The 16,372-nt window shown below is 37.5% G+C and carries 17 protein-coding genes; 11 read left to right on the forward strand and 6 right to left on the reverse strand.

Annotated features, from left to right (window positions below; all coding sequences use genetic code 11):
* Positions 1-228: 228 nt before the first annotated feature.
* The 6 genes from G7050_RS12045 (at position 229) to G7050_RS12070 (ending at position 5,056) form a co-directional block, all read left to right on the forward strand.
* The gene (locus G7050_RS12045) at positions 229-942 is read left to right on the forward strand and encodes a histidine phosphatase family protein (protein WP_166115696.1); all 714 of its coding nucleotides are present in this window, start codon (positions 229-231) and stop codon (positions 940-942) included.
* Between the two features lie 40 nt (positions 943-982).
* The gene (locus G7050_RS12050; RefSeq protein ID WP_166115698.1) at positions 983-1,708 is read left to right on the forward strand and encodes a head GIN domain-containing protein; all 726 of its coding nucleotides are present in this window, start codon (positions 983-985) and stop codon (positions 1,706-1,708) included.
* Between the two features lie 645 nt (positions 1,709-2,353).
* On the forward strand, positions 2,354-2,587 hold the full coding sequence (locus G7050_RS12055) for a hypothetical protein (protein ID WP_166115700.1): 234 nt from the start codon (positions 2,354-2,356) through the stop codon (positions 2,585-2,587).
* A gap of 16 nt (positions 2,588-2,603) precedes the next feature.
* Positions 2,604-3,296 (forward strand): HAD family hydrolase, encoded by a 693-nt coding sequence (locus G7050_RS12060; protein WP_166115702.1) that lies wholly within the window; start codon positions 2,604-2,606, stop codon positions 3,294-3,296.
* Complete coding sequence (locus G7050_RS12065; protein WP_166115704.1) at positions 3,293-3,913, forward strand: chloramphenicol acetyltransferase; 621 nt, start codon at positions 3,293-3,295, stop codon at positions 3,911-3,913. The genes G7050_RS12060 and G7050_RS12065 overlap by 4 nt, the downstream gene beginning before the upstream one ends.
* Before the next feature lie 123 nt (positions 3,914-4,036).
* The gene (locus G7050_RS12070; protein WP_166115706.1) at positions 4,037-5,056 is read left to right on the forward strand and encodes an AI-2E family transporter; all 1,020 of its coding nucleotides are present in this window, start codon (positions 4,037-4,039) and stop codon (positions 5,054-5,056) included.
* A 20-nt stretch (positions 5,057-5,076) separates the two neighbouring features.
* On the opposite strand, the gene G7050_RS12075 is transcribed toward G7050_RS12070, so the two are convergent.
* Positions 5,077-5,592: a DUF2867 domain-containing protein gene (locus tag G7050_RS12075; protein WP_166115707.1), complete on the reverse strand. Its 516-nt coding sequence runs from the start codon at positions 5,590-5,592 to the stop codon at positions 5,077-5,079.
* A gap of 185 nt (positions 5,593-5,777) precedes the next feature.
* On the opposite strand from G7050_RS12075, the gene G7050_RS12080 reads away from it, so the two are divergent.
* Positions 5,778-6,116 (forward strand): YegP family protein, encoded by a 339-nt coding sequence (locus G7050_RS12080; protein ID WP_166115709.1) that lies wholly within the window; start codon positions 5,778-5,780, stop codon positions 6,114-6,116.
* A 165-nt stretch (positions 6,117-6,281) separates the two neighbouring features.
* On the opposite strand, the gene G7050_RS12085 is transcribed toward G7050_RS12080, so the two are convergent.
* Complete coding sequence (locus tag G7050_RS12085) at positions 6,282-6,890, reverse strand: hypothetical protein (RefSeq protein WP_166115711.1); 609 nt, start codon at positions 6,888-6,890, stop codon at positions 6,282-6,284.
* A 134-nt stretch (positions 6,891-7,024) separates the two neighbouring features.
* Positions 7,025-7,999 carry a DUF4421 domain-containing protein gene (locus G7050_RS12090; RefSeq protein ID WP_166115713.1) on the reverse strand — a complete coding sequence of 325 codons (975 nt, stop codon included), beginning with the start codon at positions 7,997-7,999 and terminating at the stop codon, positions 7,025-7,027.
* A gap of 250 nt (positions 8,000-8,249) precedes the next feature.
* Here G7050_RS12090 and G7050_RS12095 point away from each other — a divergent pair, with 250 nt between their 5' ends.
* The 3 genes from G7050_RS12095 (at position 8,250) to glmS (ending at position 10,920) form a co-directional block, all read left to right on the forward strand.
* The gene (locus G7050_RS12095) at positions 8,250-8,552 is read left to right on the forward strand and encodes a GNAT family N-acetyltransferase (RefSeq protein WP_166115715.1); all 303 of its coding nucleotides are present in this window, start codon (positions 8,250-8,252) and stop codon (positions 8,550-8,552) included.
* Positions 8,553-8,661: 109 nt separating this feature from the next.
* A complete protein-coding gene (locus G7050_RS12100) occupies positions 8,662-8,883 on the forward strand; it encodes a (4Fe-4S)-binding protein (RefSeq protein WP_166117719.1) in 222 nt (73 codons plus the stop codon).
* A 192-nt stretch (positions 8,884-9,075) separates the two neighbouring features.
* Positions 9,076-10,920 carry a glutamine--fructose-6-phosphate transaminase (isomerizing) gene (gene glmS / locus G7050_RS12105; protein WP_166115717.1) on the forward strand — a complete coding sequence of 615 codons (1,845 nt, stop codon included), beginning with the start codon at positions 9,076-9,078 and terminating at the stop codon, positions 10,918-10,920.
* Between the two features lie 87 nt (positions 10,921-11,007).
* Here glmS and G7050_RS12110 read toward each other — a convergent pair whose 3' ends face one another.
* The 3 genes from G7050_RS12110 to folK all read right to left on the reverse strand — a co-directional run bounded on the left by G7050_RS12110 (position 11,008) and on the right by folK (position 15,330).
* The gene (locus G7050_RS12110) at positions 11,008-12,213 is read right to left on the reverse strand and encodes a hypothetical protein (RefSeq protein WP_166115719.1); all 1,206 of its coding nucleotides are present in this window, start codon (positions 12,211-12,213) and stop codon (positions 11,008-11,010) included.
* 62 nt (positions 12,214-12,275) lie between these two features.
* Positions 12,276-14,825 (reverse strand): DUF2339 domain-containing protein, encoded by a 2,550-nt coding sequence (locus G7050_RS12115; RefSeq protein WP_166115720.1) that lies wholly within the window; start codon positions 14,823-14,825, stop codon positions 12,276-12,278.
* A 19-nt stretch (positions 14,826-14,844) separates the two neighbouring features.
* Positions 14,845-15,330 carry a 2-amino-4-hydroxy-6-hydroxymethyldihydropteridine diphosphokinase gene (gene folK / locus G7050_RS12120; RefSeq protein ID WP_166115722.1) on the reverse strand — a complete coding sequence of 162 codons (486 nt, stop codon included), beginning with the start codon at positions 15,328-15,330 and terminating at the stop codon, positions 14,845-14,847.
* A gap of 228 nt (positions 15,331-15,558) precedes the next feature.
* Here folK and G7050_RS12125 point away from each other — a divergent pair, with 228 nt between their 5' ends.
* Positions 15,559-16,302: a hypothetical protein gene (locus tag G7050_RS12125; RefSeq protein ID WP_166115723.1), complete on the forward strand. Its 744-nt coding sequence runs from the start codon at positions 15,559-15,561 to the stop codon at positions 16,300-16,302.
* Positions 16,303-16,372 lie beyond the last annotated feature (70 nt).

Below are 16,372 nucleotides of genomic sequence, written 5' to 3' on the forward strand. Positions count from 1 at the left end.
GATAAATAACTAAAATAGATAATGATGCAAAACGAAACAAAAGATCAAGACTGAGCCTCTGTAGTTACCCGAGCAATAAAGAGTTCAGCAACCTTATAAACAAAGATCGGGTTGTTTATTGAACTTGTTCTTTTCATGCCCGACAAAAAAGAGTTACCTTTGCAATGATCTATCGAGAGTCTCAAATCTCGTAGAGGAAAAGATTTTTTTACTATATATACATTGATTATGAGTTCAACAATTACTTTCTATATTGCCCGACATGGTAAAACATTATTAAATACATTAGATCGTGTACAAGGATGGTGCGATTCGCCTCTTACACCTGAGGGAATAGAAGTTGCACAGTTTTTGGGTGCAGGATTACGCGATATCCGTTTAGATGCAGTTTATTCGAGCGATTTGCGTCGTACTCGCCAAACAGCAGAAGTGGTATTGGGTGAGCATGGACAAACAGAGCTGTCGATCAATGAAGTTTTCGGATTTCGTGAGGCGTGTTTTGGTAGCTTCGAGTCCGATTTTAATGCGAAAATGTGGGGAAATGTAGCACTCTTTCTTCAATATGTGAAGATGGAAGATATGTATCGTGATGTATTTCATGGAAAGATATCAAACAAAGAAGCTTTGGATGTGATAAGTAAGCTCGATCATATGGGATTGGCTGAAACTTTCGAACAGGTTGAACATCGTTCACAAAAAGCTTTGCGCGAAATTGCAGCCCAAGAAGCATCCGAAGGAAAAGATAAAAATGTACTTGTAATAGCTCATGGTATGAGTATTATTTGTATGTTGCAAAACTTAGGAGGAAAGGAGCTTCTTAAAGGACATCTCGAAAATGCGGCTGTATGCAAAGTAACTTACCGTGACGGTAAATTTAGTGTGCAATCGATGGGAGATATGTCTTATGTACATGCAGGCAGGGAGCTTGGAGAGAAAAAATAATTTACAAAACATATTCATTACAAATTTAAATCGTACGTGTATGAAAAAAACAATACATACATTGGTATATATATGTTGTGTAGCCGCATTGGCTCTGACATCGTGTAAGGGAAAAACTGTTCAAGGTGACGGAAATGTGATCAGTCACGAAATTCCCGTTGAAATTTATAGCGAGATAAAAGTCGAAGGAGCTATTGATATTGTATATAATGCAAAACCCGATGAGGCCGCTTATCTGCGTATCGAAGCCGATGACAATATTATCCCACTTATCGACGTGAAGGTAAAAGGACGCTCGCTGACTGTTAAAGCCAAAGAAAGCATCAATCCAAGCCGTTTTGTTATTTATACCAATTCGCCCAGTTTGAAATATATCGAGAGCAAAGGGGCATCGAATATCAAATTGCAGGGAGCAATTGCCGGAGACGAACTGAAGATCGAAATGAAAGGTACGGGTAATTTCACCGCTGATAATCTGGTGTACGATAAAGCCGAATTTCAATTGAAAGGAGCCGGAAATATGGACATGTCGGGGCAGGTTCATAAAGCTAAAATCGAAATCTCGGGAACGGGAGACGTTAAAGCTGCGGGACTTGCTGTCAATGAAATGGAAGCCAATATCAAAGGTAGCGGCAATATCGAGGTCAATGTTTTAGATAAACTGAGCATCGATATCAAAGGCAAGGGAAATGTTGCTTATAAAGGCAATCCACAAATTACCAAGCAGAATATTAAGGGTGCCGGTATGGTAAAAGTATTGCAATAAAACTGAAATGATTATATAAAAAGAGCATCTTCGGGTGCTCTTTTGCTTTTTATCAAGGTCGGATATTTTATAAATACCCCTTAATCTTTATATTTGTATGAATTATGTCCATCAGTAGTTGGGATTATATGTTCTATTATTCTAACGCACCCTTTGGGTTTGTTTTTCATTTTGCCTTGATGCAAAACGAAACAAAAGATCAAGACTGAGCCTCTTTGCCCGACCCGCTACGGACTCGAAAGCTAAAACAAAAGAAAAACATTTAGACGTTGATCTCCTTTTGTTTCTTAACGCTTTCTTCATCCTACGGGTACCCCGTGCAAACGCCAAGGTCGGAAGCCTGACGGACAAAAGCTATTTGCGTGCGTCAGCCCTAGTGCATCAGAGGCACAGCCGTTGGCTGACAAGCGAAACAGGCGTAAAACTAAACGTGCCGAAAGGCAATAAGTTTAGTTTAGCCTGTAAGCTTAAGTCAGACAGGTGAGCCACGCAGCACAAAGCCTTTTTGATTCCTTTTGCGGCTTTGGGTAAAAGGAATACAAGCAATCTTTGATTGTGCGTAGTAAAAAGACAATTTAATAGAACATTAAACAAAACAAATCGACTACTGATTCGCATGAATACTAATCTATATAAGTAAAGAATATGGATGACTTATTGGAATCTGTTGGTAAAGCAGCAGGCGAAATACTTGTAGAGTCGGCTTTCACTTTAGTGGTTGGCGAAAATAAAGAAAAACCGGAGGATGAAAAGCCTCAAAAGAACGAAGAAGTTAAAGAAAGTAACTTTTCCGACTACGTGCTGCTTTTTGTAGGAGTGCTCGTTGTTATAGCACTTGTCGGTAGTTTTATAGCTCTTTTGTGGCTCTTTGTATTTTAAAGAAATTAACTGTTAAATGAAAAATATAGATACAATTGCATTTGATGCAGATGATACCTTATGGGTAAATCAAACCTATTTTGATGAAACCGAATATCGCTTTCGTGAATTACTTGAAGAGCATTTACCTTATGAGAAGATTTCGGAAGAATTACTTAAGATCGAAGTAGATAATATGTCTATCTATGGATTTGGAGTAAAAGCCTTTACCTTGTCGATGGTGGAAGCCGCTTTGAAAATCTCAAATTATACGATTGAACCAAAAGTAATTCAACAGATAGTCGATTTAGGTAAAGAAATTTTACTGAAACCTATCGAACTGCTCGATGGCGTCAACGAAGTCTTGAAGATGCTTAGTGGAAGATATCGTTTAGTAGTAGTAACCAAAGGCGATTTACTCGATCAGGAACGTAAACTCAGAGCTTCGGGTTTGGAACACTTTTTTCATCATATCGAAATAATGAGCGATAAACAACGAAACGACTATTGTAAGCTGTTTAAAAATCTCGATTGTAAACCCGAAAATTTCCTGATGATAGGCAATTCACTCAAATCCGATATTGTCCCTGTTTTGGAACTCGAAGGGCATGCTGCTTACGTGCCTTTTCACAGCACATGGGCACACGAAAAGCTCGAGGATAAAGTGATACACCCTAACTTATTAAGAATAGAAAAAATAACCGAAATACTTCCTTACTTGATACAATGAAACAAAAAATAGACATAGAAAACTGGGTAAGAAAAGACCATTACTTATTTTTCAAGAATTTTGACGAACCATTTTACGGCGTCTGTGTGAATATCGATTGTACGAATGCTTATCAAAGAGCTAAAGAATTGAAAACATCTTTCTTTTTGTACTATCTCCATAAATCGACACTGGCAGCAAACAGAGTAGAAGCATTCCGTTATCGTTTAGAGGAGAATGATGTATATCTCTATGATGTCATTGATCCTGAATCTACGGTTGACCGTCCGAACGGTACCTTCGGATTCAGCCACATGGATTTTCACGAAGATTACGACCAATTTGCGGCTGAGGCTTCGAAGGTTATCGATAAGGTTCGCAATAGCACGGGAATAGATCTTTGTGCTGCCGTTAATGCCATACATTATTCGGCTGTGCCTTGGATCAATTTTACATCCCTTTCTCATGCACGTAACTTTTCGAGACAAGACAGTTGTCCTAAAATATCATTTGGTAAAATGACCGAAACCAACGGCAAACGTTCGATGCCGGTGTCTGTTCATGTACATCATGCACTGGTCGACGGAGTACATGTTGGGCAATATATTGATGAATTTCAGAAATTGATGAACGAATAACCTGTTTGATATGTTTATACCTTGTGCTGTAATTACCCTTCGAGGGTATTAGACAGGCAGAGTAAGTGTGGTTGTTACTTTGCAGGGCACGCAAACCAAATAATTATCTAACTTATAAATAGTATGACAGACTCTAAAGAGCAATATTGGAAGTATTCATTACTGGTTATCATCGTCGTTCTGGGTGCAATCGTATTCAAAGAAACATTACCGTTTTTAAGTGGAGTACTGGGTGCCTGTACCATTTATGTTATGGTACGCAGGCAAATGAGCTATTTGGCGGAAACAAAGAAAATTCGGCGAAGCATTGCGGCAACTCTTGTCTTATTGGAAGTGTCACTGTGTTTCCTTATTCCGGCATTCTTTGTTATCTGGTTATTGGTTAACCGATTGCAGGCTGTAAATCTCGAGCCCAGTGTGCTGATCAAAACCATTCAGCACTTTATTGACCTCGTTCACCAGAAAGTTGGATATGATGTGATGAGCAGCGATAACCTGAGTATGATAACGTCTCGAATTAGCGGCGTTGCACAAATGCTCGTAGGACAAATCAGCTCGTTTCTGATCAATTCTTTTGTACTTCTTTTTGTCTTGTATTTTATGCTGCTAGGAGGTAAAACGATGGAATCGTACGTATATGATATATTGCCTTTTAAGAATAAAAACAAAAAAGAAGTAATCAAGTCTGCCAAAGTTATGGTTACTTCCAATGCAATAGGTATCCCTCTTTTAGCCTTAATACAGGGATGTATCGCTATGATTGGTTATCTGATATTCGGAACACCAGACCCCGTTATTTTTGGTTTTCTGACTTGTTTTGCAACCATTCTGCCGCTTATAGGTACAGCACTCATCTGGCTTCCTTTGGCAGTATATCTGGCATTGACAGGAAATGTGGCAGGAGGAATCGGTTTGGCTATATATGCAATAGTGGTAATTTCTAATATAGATAATCTGGTACGTTTTCTTTTACAGAAAAAACTGGCCGATACCCATCCGATGGTTACCATCTTTGGAGTTGTATTAGGATTATCGTTGTTTGGGTTCTGGGGAGTAATATTCGGACCTCTCTTGCTTTCGTTGTTTCTTTTATGCTTCGATATGTTTAAAAGAGATTATATCGATAGCGAAGAGCCTGATTGAATCTGTTATGAATTGGATAATCACTGTTTTAGTTTCTTGAGAACAGATTTCAACATTGTTTTTACGATAATGCAATGAAAGGGATATATAATAAAGAAATAGGCTCGTCCTAATAAATTATGGAACTTAACCAGAGTTGACACAGTAACCTGTTTATCGCTCTCGTTAAGTTCTTCTATTTTGATAGATAAATACATAACCAGATGTTTGTCGTTGGCACACAGTATAGTCTCTTCGTCTGATTTGGCGGCGATACTCATAAACTTGAAAGTACCGCCTGTTCGTATAGATTTTTCAAGCTCCTGTCTGTTTCCCTTATTTCCACCTTGTATTCCGAAAGGTTTTACGAGAATATCCCGAAGTTTAAAGAGAGAGTCAACCCATTTAGGAGGAGCAGTCCAAAAGGCTACCATAATATCGTCGGCTGTTATCTTTTGAATACTACTGAAATTGCACTGAAGACATTCGGTATAATTGGCGGGCAGATATTGATTTATAAGATCCGTTTTTGATATTTGAGTTTTTCTTATCTTCATTTTGAAAGTTTTTTTGTAGCTTAAATATAGCATATTTTGGCTGTAGTAAAATAAATCAACTCTAAAAAAATACATTACAGACAAATAATCCACCCTGCAATCTTATTCTATTGTGAACATATTTTAAGACATCTTTGTTTAACTAACAAATCAATAGAATGCTAACTTAAATCAAAGCAAAAGATATGGGAAAGTTTGAAATAGTAAAAAGAAAAAACGGAGAATTTCAATTCAACCTAAAAGCCGGTAACGGTCAAGTGATTTTAACCAGTGAAGGCTATACAACAAAAGCGAATTGTCAGAACGGCTTGGATTCAGTGAAGAAGAATGCTAAAGACGATGCTCATTACGATAGAAAAGAAGGTGTAAATAAAAAATATTACTTTAATTTAAAAGCTACAAATGGTCAGATTATAGGAACCAGCCAGATGTATGAGAGCGAAGCAGGTAGAGATAAAGGTATTGAGTCTGTGAAAAATAATGCTCCTGATGCTCCTGTTGCCGATCTTACCATCGAAATATAATAAGGTCTGAGCCTCTGTTTTCTTTGGTGGCTGTAATGTATTCTATTGCTGCTTAGGAAAATTAATTTAAGAATTTGTGTTACTTATATATTTTTTGGAATGAAGCAGGACAGTCGTAAAAAAACTAGCCTGCTTTTATTTTTCTGATATTAACCTATTATGTGTTTATCGATTAGTAAGGGCACTCTGATAAGCATCGTAGTAGGGTGTAGAAACGAATGGAGCTTTGGCGAATGAGGGGTCTTGTAGTTCTTTCATCGCAAACATATCGTCACCTATCATCCATGGATAAAAACCAATGTAGTTTTTCAGCAAAAAGAGCAATTTATTATCAGTCTCCTGTTGTACTCCGTTTAGAAATATTTCGTTTACCTGATAACCACCTAAGCAAAGAATATCTTTACGCCCGTCTTTATATTTTATAACTGCGACCAATCTGGCATCCAATGTTGATGGCGACTGAGCAGGTTTTAGAGAATCTATTCTCGATTTGAGATCTTCTATCTTTATAGAATCAACTATGTGAGCATCCAGTATACCCTTTCGGTCTTTATCAAATTGAGGAATATTTAATTTAATATCTTCGGGCTTTACAGGAGTTTGAGACTCTACGAGGTAATTATAATATAAAACAGAAATAGAGTCGATTCGGCTGTCGATTTTGGCAGTAACCTCAGCTCTGCCCTCGTTTGTCGCATTTTCTTTTTGTTTATTGTTACAGGCTGTAAACGATAATAATAGAATGAAAATGAATAGTAGGGAATGATTCTTCATATCTCGTAAATTAAATAATTGAACGTATTTAATAATAGGTCAGTTTATAGATTATTCGTTAATGAGTTCGCAGTCATGAATATCTGAGATTTGTTTATTCGTCAACTGTTTTTATTATGAAAACATATCAGACCTTATTTGATAATGTTTTTAGGTAATTTATTCAATATCTTGGGATGAGTATTAAAGCGTTTGACGAAGGTGAGCTGAAAAGTTCCCGAATTTAGCATTGTGCTGCTTTCGTCCGACATCTGTACAACAACCCTGTTTGCCAGAGCTGATACACCTATCGACCAGCTATCGGCATGATATCCTGCTGAACCTCTCGGAAATAGAGTAGGATATACCTCCAGCCTTTGTTTGCCGAATTTATCTATTCTGTCTGCTCCTATATTTACTCCCACAGTCATCGACCCCGATATGAAATAGTGTTTCTTAATGACCCACGTATAACCATAACCTCCATTTACTCCAAATTGAAAGTTATCCTGCTGATTTTTGTTGTGTCGTAAAACCAATGTACTATCGGAACGGATTCGACTCTGAAAAATACTTCCTCCCAGAAGAAATCCCCCGGCTGATTTTATTTGCTTCTCGCTCAGATTATAGGCTGCTTTATATGAGAATTTCCGATTGTTGAATACGTACATTCCATGTGCCCCGTATTGAGTCATTTGAACATCCGAAGCTCTGATGTGTGTTTCGTCATCGTCTTCGTACACTTTATTATATCCCCGATAATTTTGCAGGAATAAATCGATTACAAACTTGCGAGCGTAATAGTGGTATTGAAAATCAAAAGAACGGGTTCTTCCCTTTGTTTTATCTCTTAAGAATTGGAATCCGTAAGAACCGCTCATACTGAGGTTTTTCCATGAAAAGCCTAATCCTATATTTACTGGAGTATTAGGGAGTAAAGAGAAATTACGCATCGATTTTGCATCATACTCCTGAGATAAAGATAGAAATTTATTGGAAACAGATGCTTGTATAGAAAATTTTTGCTCGAATGGGGCAATGTACAGACTGTCTATCTGTGCCAGGCATGTACTTTGATAGAGTCCAGCCAAAAGCAAAAGACAGATAAGCCGGATAGAATATCTATGCATCAAATTTCTTGCTGGGGAAACAATACTCCTCATTACGTTTGCAGGCATATAAAAATGAATGCCAAAGATAGAAATTTTTAATGTAGGGTAAATGATTAAATAAAGACATTTTGAGATATATCGATCCTTCGGGTAAACTAAAATATAGTATTGAATCAAACAAAATGTTAGTTTTAAACGTTTTATTAAAGTAAATCGAAGTTTCAGACCTGTTTACGCATGTGCTGACTATATATTTAATAATGCGATTATGGAAAGAGAAAATTATGAACTGATTGATAATAGTCCCGAAAACAGATATGAATTTCGTATTGGCGAAGAAATAGCCAAGATTGAATACATCAAAACAAATAATAACGAAATATACCTCACGCATACCGAAGTTCCGGTTAGTCTGGAGGGTAGGGGGATAGGTTCGCAACTAATTGAAAAGACACTTCAAAATATCGAGTTGCAAAAACTTAGATTAGTGCCTCTGTGCCCATTTGTTACAGGATATATTCAAAAACATCCCGATTGGAGGCGTATTGTTATGAGAGGAATCAATATCTGAATTTCCTGAGATATTTTTCGATCTGTCGTTTCTACTAACCATAGGCGTAAATCGGTTTAAAACCTTTAAATACTTTTGTTTACTTAAAAAGAAGGAGGAAGATATGGATATTAATAAGAAAATTGAATATTCGAATGGTGAACTGACTGTTGTTTGGCAGCCATCCCTTTGTCAGCATGCAGGTATTTGTGTGAAAATGTTGCCAATGGTATATAACCCAGCCGAAAGACCTTGGATAAAGATCGAAAATGCAACAACTGAACAATTAATGAATCAGGTGGATACTTGCCCGTCGGGAGCTTTATCTTATAGATTGAATAATAAACAATAGTTGTCAATGCTACTAATATATATCTGTGTATCTGCAATATAAAAAGACTGATCGGTGTTTGTCTGATTGGTCTTTTTGTTGTCTTAAATATTTCTTTTTGTTAAAAAATAAATAAAATATAATCTTTTGTATTGTTTTACGTTTTTAAATTGACTTTGTGATTTTCTAGATAATTATTAACAGCATTTATATATGTGTGGAATTGTAGGTTATATTGGATTCAGGGAAGCGTATCCCATTTTAATAAAAGGATTGCATCGCCTCGAGTATAGAGGTTACGACAGTGCAGGAGTTGCTATAATCAATAGCGAAAACAATTTGTCTATTTATAAGGCCAAGGGGAGAGTGCAAGATCTGGAGGAGTTTGCCAAAGATAAAGATCTTACGGGAACCATAGGTATAGCACATACCCGCTGGGCAACACATGGAGAGCCGAGCAATGCAAATGCTCATCCTCACTATTCACAGTCGGAATCGCTGGCGTTGATTCACAATGGTATTATCGAAAATTATTCGGTGTTAAAGGCTCAACTGATTGCTGATGGTTATACTTTTCATAGCAATACAGATACCGAGGTGTTGGTACAATTGATTGAATACATCAAGAAGCTGAATGACTGTGACTTATTTACAGCCGTTCAGTTGGCTTTGAGTCAGGTGATCGGAGCCTATGCGATAGCCGTTATCGAAAAAGGAAATCCTACACAAATAATTGCTGCCCGAAAAAGCAGTCCCTTAGTGGTAGGTGTTGGCGAGGGCGAATTTTTTCTGGCTTCGGATGCTTCACCCATAATCGAATATACCAATAAGGTTATTTATCTGGATGATGAAGAAATTGTAGTTATCAAACGCGATGAAGCTCCTAAAATAGTAACTATTTCGAATGTTCAGAAAACCCATAAAATAGCCGAGCTTGAAATGAATCTGAGCCAGCTGGAAAGAGGCGGTTACGACCATTTTATGTTGAAAGAAATTTTTGAACAGCCCGAAACACTCAGAAGTTGTATGAGTGGGCGTATAAATGTTGAAGGAACAAATGTAACCCTTTCGGGGATCATAGATCATATAGATAAATTCAAAAAGGCGAGGCGTATACTGATTATTGCCTGCGGAACATCGTGGCATGCAGGATTGATTGGCGAATACCTGATAGAAGAATTTTGCCGCATACCTGTAGAGGTGGAATATGCTTCGGAATTCAGATATCGTAATCCGGTAATAGAACCCGATGATATTGTTATCGCAATTTCTCAATCGGGAGAGACTGCCGACTCACTTGCCGCTATCGAGCTGGCACGTAGGGCAGGAGCTTTTGTGTATGGAGTCTGTAATGTGGTAGGAGCTTCCATACCCCGAAATACCGATTCGGGTTCGTATACCCATTGTGGTCCCGAAATTGGAGTGGCTTCCACTAAAGCATTTACGGCTCAGGTAATGGTACTTACCATGATGGCTCTGACTATCGGCAAAGAAAAGGGTACAATATCCGACGAGCGTTATCTTCACCTTTTGAAACAATTGCAGGTGATACCCGATAAGATCACTTCTATTCTGGCTCTAAATGACAAGATTAAAGAGCTTTCGTTGATATTTACTTATGCACATAACTTTATTTACTTAGGACGTGGATACAGTTATCCGATAGCCTTGGAAGGTGCTCTTAAGTTGAAAGAGATTTCTTATATTCATGCCGAAGGATACCCTGCTGCCGAAATGAAACATGGTCCAATTGCTCTTATCGACAATGAAATGCCGATTGTAGCCATTGCCACAAACAATGCTATATATGACAAAGTGGTAAGTAATATTCAGGAAATAAAAGCTCGTAAGGGTAAGATCATCGCGATTATCAACGAAGGAGACGAAGCCATAAAAGCATTGGCTGACTATTCGATCGAAATACCTGTGACCGATGAGTGTCTCGATCCACTATTGTCGTGTATTCCATTGCAACTGTTGGCTTATCACATTGCCGTCAATAAAAACAGGGATGTGGATATGCCCCGTAATCTGGCGAAATCGGTAACGGTTGAGTAATCTGATACTGTATAAAGATATATAGGGACAGACATATTTGTTTGTTCCTATTTTTTGTAAATCTGTGTGCTAAAATGGAAGTGCTATTTACTCTTCCTTCTTTTTCATTTCCCGTATCATTTTGTAGCAAATTGCACTAAGGAACAAACCTACCAGAATGATAATAGACCAAAGGAAGACAGGTTTTTCGATCCACATCTTTTCACGCTCGTTCGAATGTGTAGCAGCCTCTATCTTTTCGAAATTCGAAGTCTTTACAATTTGTAAATCTTCGGGTATCTCGTCTTGGAAATATTTAATGTCATAATCGGAGCTGGGAGCAATGTCTTTATTGCCAATAACGAGTGTGTAGCATTGTCCCTCTTCAAGATAAGCACACAAGTATCTGTTAAGTGCATATGCTTTTATAGAATCGATGACAAGTGGTGGGTTGCCTTTATTGTCTATAACGATAACACCTTCGGGGGATATGGGGGTACTATTTAGCACAATAGTATTTTCACCTTTTGATGATAAATTAAAGCGGATAGAATAGTCTTTGCCATTCAGCTCGGCTTTACGAAGATATTCAGCCTTACTGTTTATGTAAAATGTAAGCTTATTTAAGCGGTAGTTGTATTCGAGATTTGGGAAACGGATATATGTTTTCTTATCCGTACTGTCTTTTCTGATAAATGTGCCCAGATCGATTTCGGTTTGCTGTGCATAAATATTCGAATTCTTGAATCTTCCCACTTTCAGTATTTGTAGCGGACTGCTTTGGTTATTAGTCAGCGTAAGCTCGTAATACTTGTAGTTACCTTGGGGGAAATCTACTATTAATATCTCATTATTACCCTCTTTGAATCCCGAATAGGTAATATTCTCCCGTTTTTTTACAATATACCATTGTTTGAGATTATTACTGCCCCGTATGGTTACATATTTATCCACTTCGGCACTTTCAATTACTATTGAGAATCGGTTCAGATTTTCGCCATTCTCGTTTCTTACAACAATCGTATTGATGCTGTCCTTTGTGGTATTACTCTCCAGGTCGTAACTTATAAATTCATTTACAGCACGTACCGGACTTTGTGCCCGTACAAAGTAGGGAACTTCGTTACCTATCGTATCATTTATCCTTATATCGAGAAAGTCGGCATTATTAGATACAGCTATAATTCGTTTATCAAGTTGGATATTGTAATAACCACTTTGTTTTATAGTGTCAATATCCGCAACATACCAGCTTTGTGCAGTTGCACAGAGGCTCGTTAGATATAATAATACAATTGAGAGAGAATATTTCATTGTTTATAATTGAAAATTTGATGTTTCAGATTTTTTTGATTGCTTTAAAATGAAGTAAAACTCTATTTATTATCTATCGAAGGGGCACTTTCGGGAGTATCTTCTTTTACCAGAGTCTTTATCTTCTGTTGAAGGAAAGATACCAGCAGAATAATAACCCCAAGCATAATGAACGATACTATACGTCCTGCTTGTGACATATGCCATACATCATAAGCATAAAATTTGACAATGATAAGAGCAAAGAAAATAAGTGATATTTTGCGTAAAATAACTTCCTTGCCTTTTAATCCCCAGATCATAAGTCCCATTGCTATTAATGCCCATAGGACAGGAAACACAAATGTACGTACATCGTACAGAACATTCGTATAATTGTCGCTATTACTAAATAACATAACACTAATGTTTTCGGTTTCGATACCCAACAGAAGAGTTGAGATTATGGTCATCCCCCAATAAAATACTTTGAGATTACCGGGTACTGCTGATTTTACATTTCTGATAAGGGTAATAATTACCAGCATCACCGGAATGATAGCTACAAAATGCAGAAGGAAATATGCCTTAGGATATGTAGGGAACCAGAATGTATAATCTCTCAGCTCTGTTACATAATACCAATATACGAGAGAATAGATAACTGTAAATACCGATAAAAGTCCGAAAATAAGAGCTTTGTTGGCAATCTCTTTTCGATACAAGAATGTAAGTACCGATACATAAACCGATGTATATGCAGTCATTATCATATAACGCAGGCTGGTATTGTAATCCAGTTCGAGACGATATTCAATCTGATAGTTCATTTCTAAGAAAGGAACAAGATATGTGAAGCCTATAAGCAACAAACTTATTGCTCGGTAACAATTACTAACACTGAGTAATTCAGCATTTCCGATAGAGATAAAAGACTCTTTATCTTCTTTGTCAAGTAATAGTTTACTGACAAAGAACCCGCCTATAACTACCAGTCCTGTGATGCATACTGAATTAAGGATGATTGGCAGTGGTATTTCAGTAAATGTATAATAGTTGTTCGAAATATCCATCAGATACGAGAATACGACAAGTCCTGCGACAATAAGAAACCCTATACGGAATATCTGTATTTGCGATTTTTGCCACAACCAAAGCAATACTGCCATTTCTACAGCCCAGAACATGGTGATAACATATCCGTCCATTTGGATAGGAATTGCCAAATTGACAAAAGTCATTACTACACCGATGATCAGGTAAATAAGGTTGCGGTCGATCTCACTTTTACGGAACAAAGCAACCATTATGATGGCATTAATAGCGGCTATAATGATGGTAACCAATCCTTTTACATCGTATGGATAATCGGTAAATATGGTTAAGCAGGCAAGGAACAGCGACAGGTTATTAGTCAAAATGAGTATTCCCTGATAAGCGGTAACCTTGTGTTCTCCCTTGAAGTGGTCGATAAGAGCCAATATATAGAACTGAACAAAAAACAGTGCCGCAAATAAAGTTGCCCCTTTGAACTGGTTTTCGAACGATGCTATCAGCCACGACCAGAAGAATATAAGTGTAAGTACATAAGATATGATACCTAGCACATGCCACTTTTTACGGAAGGCAAGAATAAGCATTCCTGTATTGAGAATCAGGATGTAAGAAAATAAAACAATGTAATTGCCACTTCCTGTGCTTATCATCAGCGGTGAGGCAAACCCTCCCAGCAAGGAGAATATGGCAAGTTCCCTGCGGTCATAAAACAGCGATAGCATAACCGAAAATATGGTAATGGCAATAAGCAAGCCAAATGCCAGAGGTTGTGAGAATAATTCATATTCCCTGAAAGCAAGGGTTATCGTTATATAAAGTACCGATATACCGCCTCCTACCAGTATGGATGAAAATACTTGATATTTCTCTTTCAATTTGTGAGCGATACCAATTATAATACCACCCGTAAGCAGACCTATGCCCACACGTCCTATCTCGTTGATCCAATCCTGATCGATAGCATATTTTACAAAGAATGCAATACCAAGTACAAGTGTTACGATACCTATTTTGGTAAGTAAGTTTTCGCTGAATATTTTTTCGATAAAACCCTTTTCGGATTCTTCTTTTTCGACCTTATCCTGTGCTTGTTGAAATATCGTAGGTTGCTGAAATACTTCCGAGAACGAAGTCTGAGGTTTGTTTCGGGTATTGCTGAATGCTGCATAAGCAGGAGCATCTTCAGCTACTTCAACTTCTTCCTCTGTGTGTGGAGTTTCGATAACTGTTTCCTCTACAGCCTCTGTTGTAACTTCCGGCACTTCACGTATTATCGGAGCAGAAGGTTTCTCTTCCTCTTGAGGCATGACGTTTACAACAGGTTTTTCTATAGTTGGTGTTGATTCCGCAGGTTTCGAAACTAGTGTTCTGTCTCCTAAATTTTGTATTGCATCCAGAATCTCCTGAGTATCTTTTTTTGTTGATGACTGATTCGATAAATCTCTGAGCTTACTGTTTATGTCAAACAAATTATTGCCCAGATGAGTAATATTATTGCTTAAAGTATTGATTTTGGTCATTACAATAAACAACAATATTGCCAGTATAACAAGGACTACTAATATTACGCCTTCCATACAATTATTTTCATTTTAGTTAGTTGTTGAGCTTATTTTTCAGTTCCGATATAGTCACCTTGAATATCGGGTGATATACATCGGGAGCTATTTCCACCAAAGGGGTAAGTACAAAATCCCGTTCATGCAGATGAGGGTGGGGTATTACCAGATGAGGATATTCTATGATTTTGTTATCGAACAGAAGCAAATCTATGTCAATTATACGATCGCTATATGTTTCGTTTACAGATTTGGACTTACGCCCCAGTTCTTTTTCGATAAGCTGAGTTGATTCTAATACCTCTAAAGGTTGCAATCGGGTTGATACACGACATGCAGCATTGAGAAACGAGTTCTCCGAATCGAAGCCCACAGGCAGGGTTTCATATAAAGAGGATAGGGCAGTTACTTGACCTATATGGAGTTCTATTTGTGCAATTGCCAAATCGATGTTCTTTTTTTTATCCCCTAAATTGGAGCCTAAAGCCAAATATATGTCGTGTAAATTGTTGTTATCGAGCATCTTATTTTATTCAGTTACCTATCTTATCCACTAAGGATATATTACAAATATATATAAATATTTACCATATCATGTTAGATATCTCGATTTTAGGAATGAGGGTTTTTAAGTATAGGGTTAATTAAAGTTAATCTATCGGGTGTCGATTAATCCTTTTACCTATTTATTCATCTTAGTAAATATAAGAAGCACTAACCATAATTATTGTATCATTTAAAAGGCTTGATTATGAAAAAAATAATACTCTCAATCGGATTTTTAGTAGCAATGGCTAGTTTCTCAGGAACTGAGGCCGCCAATATAAATGTGAATATAAATATAGGTATGCAGCCTGCTTGGGGGCCTGTCGGATACAATTATGTTGCATTTTATTATTTTCCAGACATTAATGTTTACTACAATGTAAATCAAGGTCTGTTTCATTTTCCTCGTGGAGGCCGTTGGGTTTCGGCTCGTTACCTTCCCGGAGCTTATCGTCATTATGATTTGTACGGACTTTATAAAGTAGTACTTACCGATAATAATCCTTGGCGATTTAATCAACGCCATATGGTTGATTACAGACATTTCAGAGGAAATAGAAATCAGATTGTGATTCGTAACAGTCATGACAATCGCTACAGAGACAGCCGCAGAAACGAAGTGAGGTGGTATGACGACAATAATAGAGGAAATAATAACGGACGTGGCAGAGATTCTGACTACGGGCGTAACAATGGGCGTGACAGTAAGGGTAGATCAACAGCCGATCGTCAGCATGACTCAAACAGAAGTAGCCGAGATAATAATTATAGAGAAGAAAATAAACGTACAGACAGATCATCAGGCAGAAATGATTTGAAATATGCGGAAGTGTCTCGCTCCGAAAACGCAAGCCGTAGCCGTAGTGAACGTAAATCCGAAAATAAAGGAGAAAACAGATCTTCTACACGAAGCGAAGCTGGACGCTCATCAGCTTCGGGACGGAGATAATGAAATCAAATAATAGGTTTAGTTTTAATGGTTTTAGTTTGATGCAGGTATTTAATTGTAATGATTGGAT

Origin of the sequence: Dysgonomonas sp. HDW5A (assembly GCF_011299555.1) — a bacterium.
Lineage (GTDB): Bacteria > Bacteroidota > Bacteroidia > Bacteroidales > Dysgonomonadaceae > Dysgonomonas_A.